The organism is Serinicoccus kebangsaanensis (genome assembly GCF_008919445.1).
GTDB lineage: Bacteria > Actinomycetota > Actinomycetes > Actinomycetales > Dermatophilaceae > Ornithinicoccus > Ornithinicoccus kebangsaanensis.
The window spans coordinates 20404-42260 of sequence record NZ_VSLG01000008.1; the positions used below are offsets into that span (position 1 = coordinate 20404).

The 21857-nt window shown below is 73.2% G+C and carries 18 protein-coding genes; 12 read left to right on the forward strand and 6 right to left on the reverse strand.

Annotated elements, in window-relative coordinates; all coding sequences use genetic code 11:
• Nucleotides 1–60 precede the first annotated feature (60 nt).
• A complete protein-coding gene (locus FXF60_RS09780; RefSeq protein ID WP_151525790.1) occupies nucleotides 61–528 on the forward strand; it encodes an aminoacyl-tRNA deacylase in 468 nt (155 codons plus the stop codon).
• A 17-nt stretch (nucleotides 529–545) separates the two neighbouring features.
• Here the strand turns inward: FXF60_RS09780 and FXF60_RS09785 are convergent, their stop codons facing one another.
• The 5 genes from FXF60_RS09785 to hutH all read right to left on the reverse strand — a co-directional run bounded on the left by FXF60_RS09785 (nucleotide 546) and on the right by hutH (nucleotide 6142).
• Nucleotides 546–872, reverse strand: a complete 327-nt coding sequence (locus tag FXF60_RS09785) for a Uma2 family endonuclease (RefSeq protein WP_151525791.1) — start codon at nucleotides 870–872, stop codon at nucleotides 546–548.
• A gap of 39 nt (nucleotides 873–911) precedes the next feature.
• A complete protein-coding gene (locus FXF60_RS09790) occupies nucleotides 912–1331 on the reverse strand; it encodes a PPOX class F420-dependent oxidoreductase (protein ID WP_151525792.1) in 420 nt (139 codons plus the stop codon).
• A 36-nt stretch (nucleotides 1332–1367) separates the two neighbouring features.
• Nucleotides 1368–2699: a YjiH family protein gene (locus FXF60_RS09795; protein ID WP_151525793.1), complete on the reverse strand. Its 1332-nt coding sequence runs from the start codon at nucleotides 2697–2699 to the stop codon at nucleotides 1368–1370.
• A 78-nt stretch (nucleotides 2700–2777) separates the two neighbouring features.
• Entirely contained in the window at nucleotides 2778–4436 is a 1659-nt protein-coding gene (gene hutU, locus FXF60_RS09800) for a urocanate hydratase (protein WP_151525794.1), read from the reverse strand.
• A gap of 98 nt (nucleotides 4437–4534) precedes the next feature.
• Complete coding sequence (gene hutH / locus FXF60_RS09805; protein ID WP_151525795.1) at nucleotides 4535–6142, reverse strand: histidine ammonia-lyase; 1608 nt, start codon at nucleotides 6140–6142, stop codon at nucleotides 4535–4537.
• Nucleotides 6143–6348: 206 nt separating this feature from the next.
• Here hutH and FXF60_RS09810 point away from each other — a divergent pair, with 206 nt between their 5' ends.
• A complete protein-coding gene (locus FXF60_RS09810) occupies nucleotides 6349–7605 on the forward strand; it encodes a glycosyltransferase (RefSeq protein WP_151525796.1) in 1257 nt (418 codons plus the stop codon).
• 133 nt (nucleotides 7606–7738) lie between these two features.
• Here the strand turns inward: FXF60_RS09810 and FXF60_RS09815 are convergent, their stop codons facing one another.
• Entirely contained in the window at nucleotides 7739–8473 is a 735-nt protein-coding gene (locus FXF60_RS09815; RefSeq protein ID WP_151525797.1) for a glutamine amidotransferase, read from the reverse strand.
• Nucleotides 8474–8498: 25 nt separating this feature from the next.
• Between FXF60_RS09815 and FXF60_RS09820 the strand changes: the two genes are divergently transcribed.
• The 10 genes from FXF60_RS09820 (at nucleotide 8499) to FXF60_RS09865 (ending at nucleotide 21853) form a co-directional block, all read left to right on the forward strand.
• Complete coding sequence (locus tag FXF60_RS09820) at nucleotides 8499–9131, forward strand: ASCH domain-containing protein (RefSeq protein WP_151525798.1); 633 nt, start codon at nucleotides 8499–8501, stop codon at nucleotides 9129–9131.
• A gap of 46 nt (nucleotides 9132–9177) precedes the next feature.
• Complete coding sequence (locus tag FXF60_RS09825; protein ID WP_151525799.1) at nucleotides 9178–10014, forward strand: VOC family protein; 837 nt, start codon at nucleotides 9178–9180, stop codon at nucleotides 10012–10014.
• Between the two features lie 158 nt (nucleotides 10015–10172).
• A complete protein-coding gene (locus tag FXF60_RS09830) occupies nucleotides 10173–12722 on the forward strand; it encodes a glycogen/starch/alpha-glucan phosphorylase (RefSeq protein WP_151525800.1) in 2550 nt (849 codons plus the stop codon).
• A 37-nt stretch (nucleotides 12723–12759) separates the two neighbouring features.
• On the forward strand, nucleotides 12760–13539 hold the full coding sequence (locus FXF60_RS09835) for an IclR family transcriptional regulator (protein WP_151525801.1): 780 nt from the start codon (nucleotides 12760–12762) through the stop codon (nucleotides 13537–13539).
• Nucleotides 13540–13757: 218 nt separating this feature from the next.
• Nucleotides 13758–14774, forward strand: a complete 1017-nt coding sequence (locus FXF60_RS09840) for a helix-turn-helix transcriptional regulator (protein WP_151525802.1) — start codon at nucleotides 13758–13760, stop codon at nucleotides 14772–14774.
• Between the two features lie 86 nt (nucleotides 14775–14860).
• Nucleotides 14861–17107, forward strand: a complete 2247-nt coding sequence (locus FXF60_RS09845) for a HelD family protein (protein WP_151525803.1) — start codon at nucleotides 14861–14863, stop codon at nucleotides 17105–17107.
• 10 nt (nucleotides 17108–17117) lie between these two features.
• Nucleotides 17118–19418, forward strand: a complete 2301-nt coding sequence (locus tag FXF60_RS09850) for a DNA polymerase III subunit gamma and tau (protein ID WP_151525804.1) — start codon at nucleotides 17118–17120, stop codon at nucleotides 19416–19418.
• A gap of 13 nt (nucleotides 19419–19431) precedes the next feature.
• Nucleotides 19432–20106 carry a lysophospholipid acyltransferase family protein gene (locus FXF60_RS09855; protein WP_151525805.1) on the forward strand — a complete coding sequence of 225 codons (675 nt, stop codon included), beginning with the start codon at nucleotides 19432–19434 and terminating at the stop codon, nucleotides 20104–20106.
• 184 nt (nucleotides 20107–20290) lie between these two features.
• Nucleotides 20291–20905 (forward strand): recombination mediator RecR, encoded by a 615-nt coding sequence (gene recR / locus FXF60_RS09860; protein ID WP_151525806.1) that lies wholly within the window; start codon nucleotides 20291–20293, stop codon nucleotides 20903–20905.
• A gap of 384 nt (nucleotides 20906–21289) precedes the next feature.
• On the forward strand, nucleotides 21290–21853 hold the full coding sequence (locus FXF60_RS09865; protein ID WP_151525807.1) for a DUF5063 domain-containing protein: 564 nt from the start codon (nucleotides 21290–21292) through the stop codon (nucleotides 21851–21853).
• Nucleotides 21854–21857: the final 4 nt, after the last annotated feature.

Consider the following 21857-nt stretch of genomic DNA (forward strand, 5'->3'; position numbering starts at 1 on the left):
GAGCCGCAGGTGCCGGGCCGGCTTCCTCGTCTCGGATCCCAGACGGCTTAGCCTGAGCGCATGAGCGAGGAACGAGCCGTCGCGGCTCTCCAGGCGGCCGGCGTGGAGTATGCCCTCACGCGTCACGGACGGGTCGGCAGCCTGGAGGAGGCGGCCCGGGTGCGCGGCGTCGAGCCGCGCGACATCGTCAAGACGCTCGTGGTGCGACGGGGCGAGGACGACTACCTCTTCGTGCTGGTCCCGGGCGACCGGGAGATCGCCTGGCCCAAGCTCCGGTCGCTGCTCGGCGTCAGCAGGCTCTCGATGCCGGATGCCGCCACGGCCAAGGAGGCCACCGGCTACGAGCGCGGCACCATCACGCCGTTCGGCTCGACCCGTGCCTGGCCGGTGGTCGCCGACGCCTCGCTGGGCGCCGAGCCCGGGCGGCGCATCTCGCTCGGCGCGGGCGCGCACGGGGTCGCGGTCACGGTGGAGGCCGACGCGGCGCTCGGTGCGCTGGACGCTCTGGTCGCCGACGTCACCGGCTGACCGAGCCCCGACGGCGCTCACCGGGTGAGGTCGGAGAGCCGGAAGGACACCTCGAACGGCTCGCGCACCTCGAAGGTCGCCTCGCCCATGACGACCTCGCCCGATTCGTCGGCGTCACCCACGAGACGGTAGACGCGGATCCCCGGCGTCTGGGGGTCCACGACCCAGTAGTGCCGGCACCCGAACCGGGCAAGCACGTCCGGCTTGGCGACGAGGTCGGTCCGACGGCTGGAGGGGGAGAGGATCTCGACCGCCAGCACCGGCGGGACTAGAACGTGTAGATGCCGACCTCGGGCATGCTCATGCTCTCCATCGTGCCCCTCCCCCGCCATGACGTCCAGCATGGCGGGCCCGGCAGGAACCCTGCCGGAGCTGTCTACAGGTCAGGCTGGCGCGGCCTCCGGGGTCACGAGGATCACGGTGTCGCCGTAGGTCCTGCCCTTGCGGCGCATGACCAGCCTCCCGACCAGGCGGAACGCCGTCGCCTGCCAGCCGTACCTCGCCCGCACGGCCGCCTGCACCTCGTCGAAGTCGGCACCGCCCTGCACCATCTCCGCGATCCCCTCCACCGGCTCCGTCCCGGGCGTCGGGGTGCCCCGGCGCCCGCACGGCTGGACCGTGACCCGGGAGGTGTGCCGCAGCCGCTTGGTCTTGCCGGTGCCCATGGTGGTGTAGAAGCCGATCCGCTCGCCGTCACGCAATGGCACCACCCACACCGGGGTCGGGACGGCTTCGCCGGTGCGCCGGAAGGTCGTGAAGGAGATGAACTCCTCGGCGCCGAGCCGTGCTGCTGCCTCAGTCATGGGCCGAACGTACCTGCCCGTGCCGGCGCCCACCGGTCAGAACAGCAGCAGCCCCACCGGGATCGCCAGGACCAGGCTCAGGCATACCCGCTCGAACCAGATGACGAGCAGCCTCGGGATGGACACCGGGATCTCGGTGCCCACCAGGGACGGCACCATCGCGGAGAAGAAGATGATCTGGCTGACGCTCACGACGGCGACGACATACTTCACCGACATGGCGGACTCGGCGACGAGCGCGGCGGGCAGGAACATCTCCGAGACGCCGAGCGCGGCCGCCTTGGCCACCAGCAGCGGCTCCGGGATCTGCAGCGCCCAGGTGATCGGGTAGAACACGTAGCCCAGCCAGTCGAAGACCGGGGTGAACTCGGCCAGCACCAGCCCCAGCAGTCCGATCGACAGGATGCTCGGCAGGATCGCCATGGCCATCTTGAGTCCGTCGAGGAAGGTGGACCAGATCGTCCGCAGCAGGCCGGGGTCGGCGGCCACGGTATGCCTGGCCTCCCGCCACGCGGTCGCGATCCGCCCGCCCTCGGCCGGCCGCTCGGGCTGGTGCCGGGCGCCCGGCGCGGTCTCGTCGGGGATGCGGGACAGCGGCGGGATCCACACCGTGATCGCGGTGACGACGAAGGTGATGAGCAGGGTGGACCAGAAGTAGAGGCTCCAGTGCTGCATCAGGTCGAGCGCGCTGGCGACGACGATCATGAACGTCGCCGAGACGGTGGAGAAGCCGGTGGCGATCACCATCGCCTCGCGCCGGGTGTACTTGCCGTCCAGATAGACCCGGTTGGTGATGAGCAGGGCGAGCGAGTAGGAGCCGACGAAGCTCGCGACCGCGTCGATCGCCGAGCGGCCCGGCGTCCGGAAGACCGGCCGCATCAGGGGTCGGGCGAGGACGCCGATGAACTCCATCAACCCATACCCGACGAGCAGCGCGAGGAAGACGGCGCCGATCGGCACCAGCAGGCCGACCGGGATGACCAGCGCGTTGAGCAGGAACGGCCCGATGTTGTCGGCGAAGAGCCAGGCCGGGCCGAACCCGAGCACCAGCATCACCCCGACGACCAGCCCGATCACGCGGGCGACGGCGAAGACCAGGTCGGTGGTGCTGCGCCTCCACGACCCGGTGACCCAGGGGTAGACGGCGCCCGCCGCGATGAGGGCGAGGGCATACCAGGGCAGCACGCCGGGGATCGCCTCGCGCAGCCACGACACGATGTGGTCCAGCGGGATGGTGCTCCGCTCCCCGATCGTGACCGGCACGAAGAACATGAAGACGCCGATCGCCGACAGCACCAAGAACTTCCACATCGGCGCGGAGCTGGCCGGCGCGTCGCCGGTCCGGGTGGGGGCGGTCATGTCACTCATCGTCCTCTCTCTGCCCGTTTTCGACTGCTGCTTTCGTCGCCATGGCGAACATTCCAGAGGTCGAATTCGGGTATACGGTCAGTCGCCCTCGCGCATCGGCACCCGGACGCCGCGCTCTGCGGCGACCTCGTCGGCCCGGTCGTAGCCGGCGTCCACGTGCCGGATGACGCCCATGCCGGGGTCGTTGGCCAGGACCCGCTCGAGCTTGCGCCGGGCCAGGTCGGTGCCGTCCGCGACGGAGACCTGCCCGGCGTGCAGCGAGCGGCCGATGCCGACCCCGCCGCCGTGGTGCAGCGACACCCAGGACGCGCCCGAGGCGGTGTTGACCATCGCGTTGAGCAGCGGCCAGTCGGCGATCGCGTCGGAGCCGTCCGCCATCGCCTCGGTCTCCCGGTAAGGACTCGCCACCGAGCCGCAGTCGAGGTGGTCCCGGCCGATGACGATCGGCGCGCTGACCTCGCCGGACGCCACCATGTCGTTGAACCGGACGCCCGCCTTGTCCCGCTCCCCGTAGCCCAGCCAGCAGATCCGCGCCGGCAGCCCTTCGAAGGCCACCTTGTCCTGGGCTCCGCGGATCCACTTCTGCAGGTGGCCGTTGTCCGGGAAGAGGTCGAGAACCGCGCGGTCGGTGGCGGCGATGTCCTTCTCGTCGCCGGACAGCGCGGCCCAGCGGAACGGCCCCTTGCCCTCGCAGAACAACGGCCGGATGTATGCCGGGACGAACCCGGGGAACTCGAAGGCCCGGTCGAAGCCGCCCTGGCGGGCCTCGTCACGGATCGAGTTGCCGTAGTCGAAGACCTCGGCGCCCGCGTCCAGGAAACCGACCATCGCCTCGACGTGCCGGGCCATCGACGCCTGGGCGCGGTCGGTGAACTCCTCCGGCTTCTTCTCGGCGAGCTCGTGCCAGTCCGCGAGGTCGATGCCCTCGGGCAGGTAGGACAGCGGGTCGTGGGCGGAGGTCTGGTCGGTGACGATGTCGATCTCGACCCCGCGCCGCAGCAGCTCCGGGAAGACCTCGGCCGCGTTGCCGACGACACCGATCGACACCGCCTGCCGGTCCGCCCGCGCCGCGAGCGCCCGGTCGACCGCCGCGTCGAGGGAGTCGGCCACCTCGTCCAGGTAGCGGCTCCTGACCCGCCGGCGCAGGCGCGACTCGTCGACGTCCACGACCAGGCATACCCCGCCGTTGAGGGTGACCGCGAGCGGCTGCGCCCCGCCCATGCCGCCGCACCCGCCGGTGAGGGTGAGGGTGCCCGCCAGGGTGCCGTCGAACCTCTTCGCGGCGACCGCGGCGAAGGTCTCGTAGGTGCCCTGCAGGATGCCCTGGGTGCCGATGTAGATCCACGAGCCGGCGGTCATCTGGCCGTACATCGTCAGGCCGAGGTGCTCCAGCCGGCGGAACTCGGGCCAGGTCGCCCAGTCACCGACGAGGTTGGAGTTGGCGATGAGCACGCGCGGTGCCCACTCGTGGGTCTGCATGACGCCGACCGGGCGGCCGGACTGGACCAGCATGGTCTCGTCCTCGCGCAGGTCGGTGAGGGTGCGGACCATGGCGTCGAAGCTGCGCCAGTCGCGCGCGGCGCGGCCGGTGCCGCCGTAGACGACCAGGTCGTCCGGGCGCTCGGCGACCTCGGGGTCGAGGTTGTTCATGAGCATCCGCATCGGGGCCTCGGTGGCCCAGGAGCGGGCGGTGAGCTGGGTGCCGCGGGGTGCGCGGACGGGGCGGGCGCCTTCCATGGTGGTCTCCTTCGACTCGATCTCTGGCTCTGGCTCTGTCTCTGGCTCTTCTCCCGACCGGCCGCGCACTCTGCGACGACCGACCGCACGCTCTGCGTTCAGTGCAGCGGTCCGGTGACCCGCTCGGCGGCGGCGCGGACGCGGCCGCCGGTGACGAGGTCGACGACGGTCTCGATCTCCGGGCTGAGGTGGCGGTCGGGGCCGGGGCCCTCGACGCCGGACTCCCGCAGCAGCGCCACGACGGCGGCCGTGGCGGGCGCGGGGGTGAGCGGGGCGCGCAGGTCCAGCGCACGGGCCGCGGTGAGCACCTCGACCGCCACGACCCGGCCCAGCCCGTCCACCGCACGGCGCAGCTTGCGGGCGGCGCCCCACCCCATGCTCACGTGGTCCTCCTGCATCGCCGAGGAGGGTATGGAGTCCACGCTGGCCGGGGTGGCGAGCCGCTTGAGCTCGCTGACGACGGCCGCCTGGGTGTACTGCGCGATCATGTGCCCGCTGTCGGTCCCGGGGTCGTCGGCGAGGAACGGCGGCAGCCCGTGGCTGCGGGCGACGTCGAGGAAGCGGTCGGTGCGGCGCTCGCTGATGCTCGCCACGTCCGCCGCCACGATCGCGAGGAAGTCCAGGACGTGGGCGACCGGCGCGCCGTGGAAGTTGCCGTTGCTCTCGACCCGGCCGTCCGGGGTCACGACCGGGTTGTCGACGGCGGCGGCGAGCTCGCGCATCGCGACGGTGGCGGCATACCCGCAGGTGTCCCGGGCCGAGCCGTGGACCTGGGGCGAGCAGCGCAGCGAGTAGGCGTCCTGCACCCGGGTGCACTCCTCGGTGCGGTGCGACTCACGGATCGCGCTGTCCCGCATCAGGGAGCGCAGGTTCGCGGCGGAGTCGGCCTGGCCGGGGTGCGGGCGTAGCTCGTGCAGGTCGGCGGCGAAGACGTCGTCGGTGCCGAGCAGACCCTCCACGCTCATCGCGGCGGCGACGTCGGCGGTGGTCAGCAGGGTGCCGAGGTCGTGCAGCGCGATCACGAGCATGCCGAGCATGCCGTCGGTGCCGTTGATGAGGGCCAGGCCCTCCTTCTCCGCCAGCTCGACCGGGGCGATCCCGGCGCGGGCCAGGGCACCCGAGGCGGGCAGCAGCTCCTGCGGCGTCGCCTCCCAGGTCTGCTCGTCCGCCCCCGCCTCGGCCCCGACCCGGACGGTGCCCTCGCCCATGACGGCCAGCGCGCAGTGCGCCAGCGGGGCCAGGTCCCCGGAGCAGCCGAGGCTGCCGTGCTCCCGGACGACGGGGGTGATGCCGGCGTTGAGGAGCCGGGCATACGCCTGCGCGGTCTCGACCCGGACCCCGGTGCGGCCGGTGGCCAGGGTGGAGAGGCGGAGCAGCATCAGCGCCCGGACGACCTCCCGCTCGACCTCGGGCCCGGACCCGGCGGCATGGCTGCGGACCAGGCTGCGCTGCAGCTGGGCCCGCTTCTCCGGGGGAATGCTCGTGGTGGCGAGCGCGCCGAAGCCGGTGGAGATGCCGTAGTGCGGCTGGCTGTCGTCGGCCAGCTCCTCGATGATCCGGCGGGTGGCGGCGATGCCCTCGACGGCGTCGTCGGCGATCCGCACGCGGGCGCCGTGCCGCGCCACGGCGACCACCTCGGCGGGCGCCAGGGCGCCGACGGTCACGACGACCTCGCGCGGGAGGGCGGAGTCGGGAGAGCTGCTCATGACGACCATTGCAGCGGTCCGGCCTGCCGGCGTCACCCCCTCCACGATGCTCGCTGTCTCGCATCTCAGACGAGCTCTGCGCCCGCACGGGCAGGGAAACCTGCCGTGCTGCAGGGACATATCCCCGCACCGTGACGGTTCTGCCTGCTCATGGTGGCCGGAGGTGGCGTCGCCGTGTGACGATCAGGCGGGGAGAGGAGGACCTCGTGGCGCGAGTCCTGGTCTGCGTCCAGCCGGCCCGCGGGCACGTCGGCCCGACGGCCCCGATCGTGCGTGCCCTGGTCGAGCGCGGCCACGAGGTGACGGTGATCACCGGGGCGCGCTACCGGCAGACCTTCGACGAGCTCGGTGCCCGCACCGTCGGCCTGCCACCCGAGGCCGACTTCGACGACACCGACCTCGACGGGTCCATCCCGGGCCGCGCAGGTCTGCGCGGGATGCGGCTCGCCCGCTTCGACCTCACCCGCTTCGTCGAGGCGATGCCGCACCAGCTGCGGGTGGTGGACGAGCAGCTCGCGCAGCGACCGGTGGACGTCGTGCTGTGCGACCCGCTCCTGCTCGCCGGTATGCCCCTGGTCCTGCGGCCCCGCGACGCCCGGCCCCGGGTCCTCGCCCTCGGCTTCCTGCCGCTCATGCCTCCGCTGCCGGCCTTCCCGCCGGCTTCGGGCCCGCTCGCCCGCGCGCGCAACGCCGCCATCCGCATCGTCGCCCACCGCTTCCTGCGCCCGGTCACGGCGCTCGCGCAGCGTCTGGTCGCCGACCTCGAGGGCATCGAGACCGACCTCGTGCCCTTCGACTGGACGGCGCACAGCGACGGCATCCTGCAGCTGACCTGCCCGGGCTTCGAGTACCCCCGCCGCAGGGCCGACGTCCCCGCGCCGATCCACTTCATCGGCCCCACGACGACCAGCAGCGCGGCCCAGCACGCCCTGCCCGGGTGGTGGTCCGACCTCGACGGCGGCAGACCGGTCGTCCACGTCACCCAGGGCACCATCGCCAACACCGATCTCGGCGAGCTGGTGGAGCCGACGATCCGCGGGCTGGCCGACACGGAGGCCCTGGTCGTCGTCACCACCTGCGGCGGCACCCTCGGCCTCGACCCGCTGCCGGCCAACGTCCGCGTCGCCGACTTCCTCCCCTACGACGAGCTGCTCCCCCGCTGCGACGTGATGGTGACGAACGGCGGCTACGGCGGGGTCAACCACGCCCTGCGGTATGCCGTCCCGCTGGTCTGCGTCGGCGCCTCCGAGGACAAGCGCGACGTCGCGGCGCGGGTCGGCTGGTCCGGCGTCGGCGTGGGGATCGCCCGCCGCTCCATCTCGGCCCGCACCGCCCGGCGCGCGGTCGAGCAGGTGCTGGGGGACGCGGCATACCGTCGGCGGGCGCGCGAGCTGGCCGACCAGATCGCCGCCGGACCGGACCTGGCCGAGGTCGTCGACCTCATCTGCGCACCGCCGGGATAGCTCGCCGCCTCCCGCCCCTCATGAGCAGCGCACCTGTCCTCGATGCAGGGCCAGGACCCGCGTGCGAGGCACGTCCGACTGCTCATGTCGCCCCGGGCCGGAGAAGCGCCCCGGGCCGGAGAAGCCCGGGGACTCAGTCCGTGCGCGCGGCCGCCAGCTCCACGAAGTTCCGCAGCACCGACCGCACCTGCCCGAGGTCCACCGACCGCGCCTGCGCCACGATCGGCCCGACCTCCTCCGGCTCGCAGTAGCCGTGCCCGGCGTAGATGTGCAGCCGGTGCTCCAGCGAGCCCGCGTCCAGCTCCGGGTGGAACTGCGTGGCGTAGACGTGCCGCCCGATCCGGAACATCTGGGTCGGGCAGCCGGCCGACGAGGCGAGCAGCACGGCGCCCGGCGGCAGCGACGCGCACGCCTCCTTATGACCGACGATCGCATGGAACGGGTCGGGCATCCCCGCCAGCAGCGGGTCCGACCGCCCCTCCGCCGTCAGCGAGATCCCCACCGCGGCGGGCGCCTCGGCATACCGCCGGTCGACCGTGCCGCCGCAGACCATCCCCAGCAGCCCGATGCCGTAGCAGGCGCCGAGGAAGGGCACGTCGGCCTCCACCACCCGGCTCACCAGCTCGCCCAGATCCCGCTCCACGCGCAGCTGCACGGCTCCCTTGCGCTCGTCCGACGCGTTGTAGGGGCTGCCGCCCACGATGATGCCGCTGTAGGCCCCGAGGTCGACCGGCGCGAGCGGCTCGGCCTCGACCCGGACCCGGTGCAGCTGCTCCGCCTGCAGCCCCGAGTAGCGCAGGAACCCGGCGTACTCGTCGTCCGCCGCGTCGTCCTCGGCGCGCGTGCCGAGCAGCAGGAAGGGCCTCACACCTGGTGAGCCTAGGGTGGGGCGCATGAGCGAGCAGACACCGGCCGGACCGGAGCGCAGCCCGCACGACCTCGCGATCGCCGCGTTCTGGGAGGACGCGCGGATCCGCGGCAAGCTCAACCGCATCGAGGTGTATGCCGGTGCCCAGGTGAGCGACACCCTCCCGCCGCCGGCGTGGAGCTTCGGCGAGGACCCGGCGACCGCGGACCGGCTGCTGGGGCTGGTGCTCGCGGGGCGCAAGACCGCGACCGCGTCCGCCCTCCGGGACTACGAGGAGGACGCACAGGCACGGCACGCCCTGGAGGACGAGCCGCGCGCCGAGGGCGACACCCTCACCCGCACCGGGACCGACCTCGACCTGGCGCTGCCCGAGCCCGGCCTGCTGTCCATCCTGCTGGACGGCACCGGCCGCCCGCGCGCCCTCATCCGGATCACCGACGTGCAGGTCTGCCGGTTCGGCGACGTGGACGACGAGCACGCCCGGCTGGAGGGCGAGGGCAACCGCACGCTGGCCGACTGGCGCGCGATCCACCGCGACGCCTTCGCGGCCACGGCACCGCAGGCCGAGCCGGTCGACGACGACACCCTCGTCGTGCTGGAGCGCTTCGAGGTGCTCGTGCCCGCGTCGGCCCGCCGGGCGGCGCGCGCCCTCCACTGAGGCCGCAGGACCGGCGCGATCAGCCGGTGCGCCCTACCCTGGGCACGTGGACGACACCGCCGGCCCGGCCCGGACCTTCCCCCCGGGCGTCAGCAGCTGGATCGACCTCGAGGTGCCCGACGTCGACGCCGCCGCGGCCTTCTACGGCGAGCTGTTCGGGTGGTCGGTCGCCGACGTGACGCCCCCGGGCGTCCCCGAGCGGTATGCCGTGGCGACACTCGACGGACGCGACGCGGCTGCCATCGCCTGGGGTGAGGGACCGCCCCGCTGGCGCACCTATGTCGCGACCGACGACGTCGACGCCAGCCTGGCCCGGGCCGTCGAGCTCGGCGGTCAGGTCCTGGCGCCGGCCGCCGATGCCGGGCCCGGCGGTCGGGGCGCCGCCTTCACCGACCCGTTCGGCAGCGAGCTGCGCCTGTGGCAGGCACGGGCGCGGCTGGGCGCCCAGGTCGCGAACGTCCCGGGAGCCTGGAACTTCAGCAACCTGCGCACCACCGACGTCGCGGCCTCGGCGCGCTACTACCGCGACCTGTTCGGGTGGGAGCTGGTGGACCAGGGATGGGCGACGGCCATCCAGGTCCCCGGCTACGGCGACCACCTCGAGTCCACGGTCGACCCGGACATCCGCACCCGGCAGGCGCACGCACCGGAGGGCTTCGCGGACACCATCGGGGCGATGGTGCCGGCGCAGGACCGGGACCCCGGCTGGTACGTCGTCTTCACGGTGGCCGACTGCGAGGCGACGGCTGCCGCTGCCGCACGGCTCGGGGGCACCGTCGTCGAGTCCCTGTCCACCGACTGGACCCGGGAGGCCGTCCTCCGCGATCCGCAGGGAGCCACCTTCACCGCCAGCCAGTTCACGCCGCCCTCCGACTGGGACTGACCCAGCGCACGCGGGCCTGTCCCCACGCGGGCCCCGGAGGCTCTACCCTGGCGACTTGGGCAACGGCGCCTGCCGACGCGACGGCATACCTGACGTAGCGTCGGACCGTCCCATCCACCACGCGAGCCTGCTCGACCACACGCATCTGCGAGGCCCCAGTGACCCAGACGCCCCACCTGCCCGTCATCACCGACGAGAGCCCCTCCTCCGACGCGAACCGGCGCGGCCCGAGCTTCGCCGCGTCGCACGAGATGGCGACCGGGCCGGTGACCTCTCCCCCGGCCACCGTGGACGGCTTCATCCGGGAGTTCCTGGACCAGCTCAACTACGGCCAGGGCGTGAGCCTGTCGCAGTCCACGATCAACGACCAGTACCTCGCGCTGGCCCGGACCGTGCGCTCCTACCTCATGGCCTCCTGGCTGGAGACCGGTCACCGGCGTCGCAAGAACCCCACCCGGATCGTGGGCTACCTGTCGGCGGAGTACCTCCTCGGGCGCCAGCTCGGCAACAACCTGCTCGCCTCCGACCTGCAGGGCATCGCCGACCAGGCGATGGATCAGTGCGGCATCGACATGGCGGCGCTGCGCGGCCAGGAGGTCGAGCCCGGCCTGGGCAACGGCGGCCTGGGGCGGCTCGCGGCCTGCTTCGTGGACTCGCTCGCGACGATGGACGTGCCCTGCATCGGCTACGGCATCCGCTACGAGTACGGCATCTTCCGGCAGACCTTCGTCGACAACCGGCAGGTCGAGGAGCCGGACAGCTGGCTGCGCCTGGGCAGCCCGTGGGAGTTCCCGCACCCGGAGCGCGCGGTGCAGGTGAACTTCGGCGGGCACACCGAGCGGTATGCCGACGAGGACGGCACCGAGCGCACCCGCTGGGTCCCGGCCTGGCAGGTCCGGGGCGTCCCCTACCACTACATGGTCCCCGGCTTCCGCAACGGCGTCGTCAACACGCTGCGGCTGTGGAGCGCCGAGGCCAACCAGGCCTTCGACCTGCAGACCTTCAACGCCGGCGACTACGCCCAGGCCTCCCGTGCGGAGATCTTCGCCGAGAACATCTCCAAGGTGCTCTACCCCGACGACTCCACCCCGCAGGGCAAGGAGCTGCGGCTGCAGCAGCAGTACTTCTTCGTCGCCTGCAGCCTGCGCGACTTCATCGAGAACACGCTGCCGCGCGACGTCGACCTGCGCGAGCTGCCGGAGCGGATCGTCTTCCAGCTCAACGACACCCACCCGGTCATCGCCGTGCCCGAGCTGATGCGGATCCTCGTCGACGAGAAGGGCTTCGACTGGGACGAGGCGTGGGAGATCACGAGAGCGTGCTTCGCCTACACCTGCCACACCCTGCTCCCCGAGGCGCTGGAGGTGTGGCCGACCGAGCTGCTCGGTCGGCTGCTGCCGCGGCACCTGGAGATCATCTACCGGATCAACACCGAGTTCCTGCTCGCGGTGCGCGACGCCTTCCCCGGCGACGAGGGTCGGGTGCGGCGGATGTCGATCATCGCCGAGCAGCCGCAGCGCGCGGTGCGGATGGCCTACCTCGCCACGGTGGCGGGGGCGAAGGTCAACGGGGTCGCCGAGCTGCACAGCCAGCTGCTGCGCGACAACGTGCTGCCCGACTTCAACGCCCTGTGGCCGGACAAGTTCACCAACGTCACCAACGGCATCACCCCGCGCCGCTTCGTGCACCTGGCCAACCGACGGCTGTCCGACCTCGTCACCGACACGATCGGCGACGGCTGGATCACCGACCTGGAGCAGCTGCGCCAGCTCGAGCCGTATGCCGACGACCCGGGCTTCCGGCAGCAGTTCCGGGAGGTGAAGGACGCCAACAAGGAGCGGCTGGGCAAGCTGCTGCGGGCCCGCGACGGGATCGAGCTGTCCCAGGACCACCTGCTCGACGTCATGGTCAAGCGGCTGCACGAGTACAAGCGGCAGACCCTCAAGCTGCTGCACGTCGTGTCCGTCTACGAAGGCGTGTTGTCGGGGCGGACCCCGGTGGAGGAGGTCACGCCGCGCACCGTGCTCTTCGGCGCCAAGGCCGCGCCGGGCTACCACATGGCCAAGGAGATCATCTTCCTCATCAACTCGGTGGCGGCCAAGGTCAACACCGACCCGGTGATGCAGGGACGCCTCCAGGTGCTCTTCCCGGCCAACTACAACGTCACCCTCGCGGAGAAGGTCATCCCGGCCGCCGACCTGTCCGAGCAGATCTCGCTGGCCGGCAAGGAGGCCTCCGGCACCGGCAACATGAAGTTCGCGCTCAACGGTGCGCTGACCATCGGCACCCTGGACGGCGCCAACGTCGAGATCCTCGACCTGGTGGGCGAGGACAACTTCTTCCTCTTCGGCATGACCGAGCCGCAGGTCGAGGAGCTGCGGCAGCGCGGCTACGTCCCGAGCTCGGTCTACGAGTCGGATCCGGTGCTCAAGGCCACCATCGACCTCATCGGCAGCGGTCACTTCACCGGCGGCGACCCGGGTGCCGTCTCGGCGGTGCTGGACAACCTGCTCAACCACGACCCGTTCATGGCGCTGGCCGGCTTCGAGTCCTACCTGGAGGCCCAGGGCCGGGTGGAGCGGGCCTACGCCGACCACGAGGGGTGGAGCCGGTCGGCAATCCTCAACGTCGCCCGGTGCGGCTTCTTCTCCTCCGACCGGTCGATGCGGGACTACCTGGACCGGATCTGGACGCCGCAGGAGCGGTGACCGGCCCGCGGCGCCGCTGCGGGCATACCCTCGGGGAGTGACCGGCAACGCGCCCGCCGCGGGGCACGCCCTGGCGATCCTGACGCTGCTCGCCCGGCACGCCACGCCGGTGGCCGCGGCGACGGTCGCCCGTGAGCTCGGGCTGCCGCGCTCCTCCACATACCACCTGCTGTCGGTGCTGGTGGAGCAGGGGTATGCCGTGCACCTGCCGGAGGAACGGCGCTACGGGCTGGGCGTCGCCGCCTACGAGCTGGGCTCGGCCTACACGCGCCAGGCGCCGCTGCAGCGGCTCGCACGACCCCGGCTGACCCGGCTGGCCGACGGGAGCGGGCACAACGCGCACCTGGCGGTGCTGCACGGCCCGGACGTGCTCTACGTCATCGAGGAGCGGGTGGCCGGGCGACCCTCGCTCGTCACCGACGTCGGGGTGCGGCTGCCGGCGACCCTGACCGCGAGCGGCCTGGCGATCCTCGCCGCGCTGCCTCCCGCCCAGGTGCGTGCGCTCTACCCCTCCCGCGCCGCGTTCGTGCAACGGCACGAGCAGGGTCCACGGTCGTTGGTCGAGCTGCGCCGGGTGCTCTCGGCCACGAGGGCACGGGGGTATGCCGTCGAGGACGGCCTCGTCACGCCGGGTCTGGCCTCGGTCGCCTCGGCGGTGCTCGACCACTCGGGCCACCCGGTCGCCGGCGTGGCCGTCACCTACCCGGCGGACGAGGGCCCAGGGGTGGGTGCGGTGGTGCGGCTGGTGCGCGGGACCGCGGACGAGCTGTCGCGGCGGCTGGGTCACCGGGGCGACGGGCCACCACCGGCGGGGTGAGGTGTGTGTGGTGGTCCCCTGGGAGGCAGGGGGGATATCTCCCAGGGGACCACCTGCAGGGCAGGGTCGGCGCGGGCTGATGGGGGGCTGCCCACGCGACTCACACGATCCCTGCGTCGGCCGGAGCCGACCCCTCCACAGTGACACATCGAGCGATGGATGTCACGTCGCGGGGTGTCGGGGTGCTGCCAATGGCGGGGATCCGTCAGACTGTCCCGATGGACCCACGGCACCCGGTGCGCCTCCACGGCTCGGCCTACGAGGAGTTCGTCAGCGGGGTCTTCCGTCGGGCGGTGCGCTTCGGCACCCCCACCCGCGCGGACCTGCTCGAGGAGGGGCTCTCGGAGGAGGAGATCGACGACGCCACGGCGGAGCTCTGCGCCCGCGGCTTCCTCCGACCGGGTGACGCGCCGGACACCTGGGTGGTGCTGCCGCCCCGCGCCGCCGTCGCCCGCTACGCCGAGGTGACCGAGCACCGGCTGCGGCTGGCCAGGGCGACCGCCGGTGAGCTGGAGCGGGCCTGGCGGCGGGCGGCCGGCGCCACCAGCGTGGACTCGCTGCCGGGGATGGACCTGCTCGGGGGGATCGACGACATCGTGGGCCGGATCGCGGCGATGCACATCGCGACGACCGAGCGGCTGTGGTGGGCCATGGACGGCTCCGTCGCGAGCCGGCGGCTGCTGGAGCTCGCCGCCGCCGACCCGTCGCTGCTCGCGGTGCGGGACGGCGTCGACCGCCGGCTGATCCTCGACACCACGCTCCTGGAGCAGCCCAGCGCCGACCAGGTCATCGAGGCGGCCCTCGAGTCGGGCGCCGCGGTGCGGACCGGCAACGGGGTGCCGGTCAGCGCGGTGGTCTGCGACGACGACGTGACGCTCATCGACATCAGCCGGTTCGAGCCGAACGGCATGGGCTCCTTCGAGGTGCGGCTGGAGGCGCCGGTGGCCGCCGTGGCGAACCTCATCGAGCGCACCTGGATGATGGCCGCGCCGATCCGGCCGATGCGGGAGGCCGCGGCACGCAAGGAGGTCGGCGGGTCCTCGGCCCCGCTGGACGAGCGCGACCACGCCATCCTCACCATGCTCGCCGGGGGCGCCTCGGACCAGGTGATCGCCCGACGGCACGGTGTCTCCGTGCGCACCGTGGAGCGCCGGGTGCGCTACGTCATGGAGCACCTGGGCGCGGCGACCCGCTTCCACGCGGGTGCCCAGGCCGTGCGGCGTGGCTGGGTCTGAGCCCCGGACGATAGACTGCGGACTTTGCGGGGGTCCGACGTGACCGCCCCCGCAACAGCCGTCAGGACCAGATGGAAGGCAGGCGGATGACGGATCTGGTGTCGACCGACCGTGAGGTCGCGGCCGAGATCGCCGCTGAGCAGGCGCACGTGGACCGGGTCTACGACGAGCTGGGGAAGGCCGCCGCGCGGGTGGAGCTGGTGCACGCCGAGGGGATGGCCCGGGGGCAGACGGACCGTAGGGGCACCGGGGACCCTCGGGAGGAGGAGCTCGCCGGGCTGTTCGAGCGGGACGCCCTGGTCTACTCCGCCAGCAAGCGCCGGGCGTCGCTGGAGCACCAGCACGACGGGCTCGTCTTCGGCCGCCTCGACCTCGCGCACGAGGTCGCGGACGAGCACGGCTCGACCCGTGAGGTGCGCTACGTCGGGCGGCTCGGGGTGCGCGACGACGACTACGAGCCCTTGGTCGTCGACTGGCGCGCTCCCGCAGCCGCGCCCTTCTACCGCGCGACCCCGGTCGACCCGCAGGGGGTGCTGCGGCGCCGGGTGCTCCGGTGCCGGGGGGAGCAGGTCGTCGGGGTGGAGGACGACCTCATGGTGGCCGAGCCACCCGACGACGTGGTCGTCGTGGGGGACGGCGCGCTCATGGCCGCCCTGACCCGCAGCCGCGGTGCCCGGATGCGCGACATCGTCGCGACCATCCAGCACCACCAGGACGAGGCGATCCGGGCTCCCGCCCGCGGGATCACCGAGATCACCGGCGGCCCGGGCACCGGCAAGACCGTGGTCGCGCTGCACCGCGCCGCCTACCTGCTCTACTCCGACCGGCGCCGGTTCGAGGGCGGCGGCGTCCTCGTGGTCGGCCCGTCCGCCGCCTACACGGCATACATCGAGCGGGTGCTGCCCTCGCTCGGCGAGGACTCGGTGGTGCTGCGCTCCCTCGGTGACGTGCTGGCCGGGATCACCGCCACCCGGCTCGACCCGCCTGCCGTCGCCGCCACCAAGGGGAGCCTGCGGATCCGGCGGCTGCTGGCCCGGCTGGTGCGCGAGCCGATCCCCGGCGCGCCGCAGCAGCTACGCGTCTTCGTCGGCGGGCACGCGATCCGCCTGGACGCCCCCGCCCTGGACCGCGCGCGCGGCCAGGTGCTGCGGCACCACCACCGCAACGCCGGCTACGACGCCGCTGTGGAGGCGCTGGCCCACCTCGCGTGGGAGCAGGTCGAGCAGGGCGAGCGCGAGGAGTTCGTCGACCGGTTCACCGACTCCGGCGACGTGGAGGCCTTCATGCGGCAGTGGTGGGCCCCGGTCGACCCGCGCGAGATGCTGCTGTGGCTGGCCGACGAGGAGCTCGTGGCCCGGCTCGGTGGGCTGGACGCCGAGGCCGTCGCCGCGCTCGCCCGGTCCTACCGCGAGGCGCTGGAGCTGGGCACGTGGACCGTGGCGGACGTCGCGCTCGTGGACGACCTGACGGCGAGGCTCGGCCCTCCCGTGGAGCTGCCGAGCGAGGACCGCGGCTTCTTCGAGATCGAGGAGCTGGACGACGTCTCGCAGTACGGCGTCTCCGCGCTCCGGGTGGGCCAGGACGGCGAGCCGGAGCGTGCCGCGGCCGGTGGCGAGGCCGGGCACCGGGTGGCGACCGACCCGCGCGACCGGTTGCTCGCGGGGCGGGTCGTCGAGGCCGAGGAGTATGCCCACGTGCTGGTGGACGAGGCCCAGGACCTCTCCCCGATGCAGTGGCGGATGCTCGGTCGTCGGGGTCGCTGGGCGTCCTGGACCGTCGTCGGCGACCTGGCCCAGGCCTCCTGGGACGATCTCGCGGAGGCGGCCCAGGCGAGGGACGAGGCCTTCGGCACCGCCCCCCGCCAGGCGTTCCACATGGACACCAACTACCGCAACGCCCGCGAGATCTTCGACCTCGCCGCCCGGGTGATCACCGAGCACGTGCCCGAGGCGGACATCCCGGACGCCGTCCGCGAGACCGGGCACCACCCGCGGGAGCTCTCGGTGCCCACCGCCACGCTGCCCGACGCGGTGGCCGTGACGCTGGCGGAGCTGCGCGAGGAGGTCGCCGGCCAGGTGGCCGTCATCGCACCGTGGTCCTGGCACGAGCGGCTGGCCCCGCACGTGCGGGGCGACCAGGTGGTGCTCATCGACCCGCTGTCCACCAAGGGGCTGGAGTACGACGCCACGGTCGTGGTCGATCCCGATGCCGTCGTTGCCGAGTCCCCGGGCGGGGTCCGGGCCCTCTACGTCGTGCTCACCAGGGCGGCCCACCGCAGCGCGATCCTGCGCCCTGTGGACGAGGCCTCCTCCGATGTCGCCGGGGGCCGTTAGGGTCACTGTCGTGAGCACCGCCCTGTACCGCCGCTACCGACCCGAGTCCTTCGCCGACGTCATCGGTCAGGAGCACGTCACCGAGCCGCTCATGCAGGCGCTGCGCGCGGAGCGGGTCAACCACGCCTATCTCTTCTCCGGCCCGCGCGGGTGCGGCAAGACCACCAGCGCCCGCATCCTCGCCCGGTGCCTGAACTGCGACCAGGGGCCGACCCCGGAGCCGTGCGGCAGCTGCGAGTCGTGCGTCGCCCTGGCGCGCGACGGTGCCGGCTCGGTCGACGTCATCGAGATCGACGCCGCCAGCCACGGCCGGGTCGACGACACCCGTGAGCTGCGGGAGCGGGCGGCCTTCGGGCCGGCCACGGCGCGCTACAAGATCTACATCATCGACGAGGCCCACATGGTCAGCCGGGAGGGCTTCAACTCCCTGCTCAAGATCGTCGAGGAGCCCCCGCCGCACGTGAAGTTCATCTTCGCCACGACGGAGCCGGAGAAGGTGCTGGCGACCATCCGCTCCCGGACCCACCACTACCCCTTCCACCTGGTCCCGCCACAGCGGCTCACGGCATACCTCGAGCAGCTGTGCCAGACCGAGGGCGTGGCGCTGGAGCCCGGGGTGCTGTCCTTCGTGACCCGCGCGGGCGGGGGGTCGGTCCGGGACTCGCTGTCGGTGCTCGACCAGCTGATCTCCGGTGCCGCCGAGGGCGGCCTGACCTACGAGCGCACCGCCGCCCTGCTGGGCTTCACCGACGTCGAGCTGCTGGATGCCGTGGTCGAGGGCGTGGCCGCGCGGGACGCCGCGACCGTCTTCGAGCAGATCGACCGGGTGATGGAGTCGGGGCACGACCCGCGCCGGTTCGTCGAGGACCTGCTGGAGCGCTACCGCGACCTCATCGTCCTCGCGGCCGCGGGCGACCGGGCCGGCGGCCTGCTGCCCGGCCTGCCCGAGGACCAGGTGGAGCGGATGCGCCGCCAGGCGCAGGGTTACGGCTCCGCGGGGCTCTCCCGGGCCGGCGACCTGGTCAGCCGCGGCCTGTCCGACATGACCGGCGCGGTGTCCTACCGGCTGATGCTGGAGCTGCTCGCGGCCCGGCTGCTGCTGCCGGCGGCCCAGGGCGAGGACGGCTTCGGCACCCGGCTGGACCGGATCGAGCGCAGGCTGGGCGCGGGCGGGTCGGCGGAGCGGGAGGCCGCCCCGCCGAGGTCGAGGTCCGCCGCGGCGCCGGCCGAGGTCCCGCAGGAGGAGTCGACCCCGCCGCCGGCCCCCACCCAGCAGGAGGAGCCGGCCCCGCAGCCCGCCGACACCCAGCAGCCGGGCCAGCTCGACACCGCTGCCGTGCGGCGCCAGTGGCCGGAGATCATCGCCGCGGTCCGACAGATCAGCCGCCGCACCGCCGGGGCGCTGGAGTCCATCCAGGTCGTCGACTACGACGGACGACGGCTGCTGGTCGGTATGCCCGACGAACGGTGGGTCCGTCACTTCATGGGGACCTCCAACGAGGAGGCGCTGCGCCAGGGCGTGCTGGACGCGCTGGCCCTGGACACCACGATCGAGGCGACCGTCCTCGGTGGCGATGGCGACGGCGGGCCGGGCCCTGGCCCGGGTGGTGGTCCAGGGCCGTCGGGTCCGGAGCACTCCGGCCCGGGGCCGTCGGGAGGCGGCCCGGGGCCGTCGGGCGCGGGGTCTGCTGCGGGCCCTGAGTCCGGGGCAGCCCCTGGGACAGGGGCACACCCCGAGCCGGCAGATCCTGACCCCGGCGCGGATCCCGGGCCGGAGGACGAGCCCGCGCCGCCCGAGGCGAGCGGGGGCATACCGGAGCAGGTGCCGGACGAGCCGATGCGCGGCCGCATCCGCACCCGGGCCGGCCAGGCGGCGCCCTCGGGCGAGCAGTCGGCAGCGGCACCGGTGCGGGTGCGGGGTCGTCGCGGCGGCGCCACCGCCCCGCCGGCCGCCGACGAGGCGGGGTCGTCCGGCCCCGAGACGTCGCTCGCCGAGCAGCTGGGGGCGACGCCGGGTCGCGCCACCGACCGGGGCGACGAGGCTGAGTGGTCGACGCGGGCGTCCGGTGCGGGCGCACCCGCCTGGGCCACCGAGGACGTCGCCCCCCAGCCCGACCGACCGCCGGAGGACACCGCCGCAGCCTCGCCCCCGGAGCAGCCCTCGGCCGCGCCGGCCCAGCGCGCTCCTGGTGGCGACGCCCCGAGCGACGACGACGAGGACCTCGCGACCTCCGGCACGGTGGGGCAGCCGGTGGTCGAGAACGTCCTGGGCGGTACTGTCATCGCCATCAACGACGATCCCGTGGCGTGAGGACGGCCCGAGCATGATCTACGAGCTGCTCCATCCCGTGGTGACGCCGCTCGCCACCGCGATCTGGCGCCCGGAGGTGCTCGGCCGGGAGAACGTCCCCATGGACGGCCCGGTGGTCCTCGCGAGCAACCACCGGTCGTTCATCGACAGCCTGGTCATCCCGCTGACCGCCCCGCGGCAGGTGGCCTTCCTGGCCAAGTCGGAGTACTTCACCGGCACCGGGGTGCGCGGCTGGATCAGCCGCGAGTGGTTCACCGGCGTCGGCTCCATCCCGGTCGACCGGGACGACACCCGCGCCGCGCAGAAGTCGCTGGACCTCGCGCTCGCCCACCTGCGCGGTGGAGGGGCGTTCGGCATCTACCCGGAGGGGACCCGCTCCCGCGACGGGCGGCTCTACCGCGGCAAGACCGGGGTGGCCTGGCTCGCGCTGGAGGCCGGGTGCCCGATCGTCCCCGTCGGGCTGCAGGGCACCCAGGACATCCAGCCGGTCGGCTCACGCCTTCCCCGGCGCGCCAAGGTGCGCGTCGAGTTCGGCGAGCCGATCGAGGTCGTCGGCCGGTTCGACGGCGTGCCGCAGGGTCGGGCCCGTCGCGAGCTGACCGACGAGGTCATGGAGCGCATCCTGGCGATGTCCGGCCAGGAATGGGCCGGGGAGTATGCCCAGCGCTCCGGCGACGCTCCGGCCTGAGCGCGAGCCTCAGCGCCCCGTCATCTGGCATCCCTTCCTCGTCTGAGAGCCCCTTCGTCACCTGGCAGCCCCCTCGAGCAGGCTGTCAGTGGGCGTTCCCGGCTGTCAGTCGACCTCCGGGCTGTGCGCCGACCTGGCGTGCCGGGACCGCCGCTGTCGGCGGCACGGCATACAGTGCCGTGTTGTGTATGAAGGCGTGGTCCAGGACCTGATCGACGAGCTCGGACGGCTCCCCGGTGTCGGCCCCAAGGGCGCCCAGCGGATGGCCTTCCACCTGCTCGCCGCGGACCCGGAGGACATCACCCGGCTCGCCGAGGCGCTGCTGCAGATCCGCGAGAAGGTCCGCTTCTGCGAGGTCTGCGGCAACGTCGCCGAGGCGGAACGGTGCCGCATCTGCCTGGACGACCGCCGAGACCCCAGCATGATCTGCGTCGTGGAGCAGAGCCAGGACGTCGCGGCGATCGAGCGCACCCGCGAGTTCCGTGGCCGCTACCACGTGCTCGGCGGCGCCATCAACCCGATCGGTGGCGTCGGCCCGGAGGACCTGCGGGTGCGCGAGCTCGTGGCCCGGCTGGCCGACGGCGAGGTGGCCGAGGTGATCATCGCGACCGACCCCAACCTGGAGGGAGAGGCCACCGCGACCTACCTCGCGCGGCTGCTGGCCCCCTACGACGGCGTCCGGGTCAGCCGGCTCGCGTCCGGGCTCCCCGTCGGCGGCGACCTGGAGTATGCCGACGAGGTCACCCTCGGACGCGCCTTCGAGGGTCGCCGGATGATCTCCACCGGTCCGACCGGCTGACCCGACCCCACCGGGCGTCGCCCGTGGTTGCCCCCAACCCCACCGAGCGTCGCCCGTGGTTGCGCCCAGCCCCACCGAGCGTCGCCCGTGGTTACCCCCAACCCCACCGAGCGCCGCCTGTGGTTACCCCCAGCCCCACCGAGCGTCGCCCGTGGTTACCCCCAACCCCACCGAGCGTCGCCCGTGGTTACCCCCAACCCCACCGAGCGTCGCCCGTGGTTACCCCCAACCCCACCGAGCGCCGCCTGTGGTTACCCCAACCCCACCGAGCGTCGCCCGTGGTTGCGCCCAGCCCCACCGGGCGTCGCCTGTGGTTGCTCTCCCATCCCACCGGGTCGTCGCTCGGTCCGGGTGTGTGACCCGATTTGCCCGTAGGGTGGGGGCATGGTCGATGACGACTGGGCCCAGCCGGCCCAGGACATGCACGCCGAGGTGGCGGCCTACTTCACCAGCCTCGAGGAGGTGGCCTCCGGGGGCGCGGCGGAGACAGCGTTGCCGCTGCTGCTGCTGAGCGTGGGCCAGCTCTGCTCGGCCGGCGCCCGACTGGGTGCGTTGGTGGACGTGGTGCCGCGGGAGCGGTTCGAACCGGATGCCGGCCCGGACGCCGACCTGGAACGGATCCGGGAGAGCCTGCACGGACTGCTGGGCGGCCTGGACGACTACTGCGACCTGGAGGACCCGGTGATCACCGGCGAGGTCACCCGCGGATCACTCACCGACGACCTCGTCGCCGTGGCCGCCGACCTCGCGCACGGCCAGGAGCACTACCTCGCGGGTCGTCCGACCGAGGCGATGTGGTGGTGGCAGTTCAGCTACCTCTCGTCCTGGGGCGAGCGCGCCGCCTCGGCGCTGCGCGTGCTGCATACCCTCCTCGCGCACGTGCGCCTCGACGCCGACGACGAAGAGGTCATGGAGGCCGAGCTCGCCGCCCTTCACGGCACGACCTGAGGCC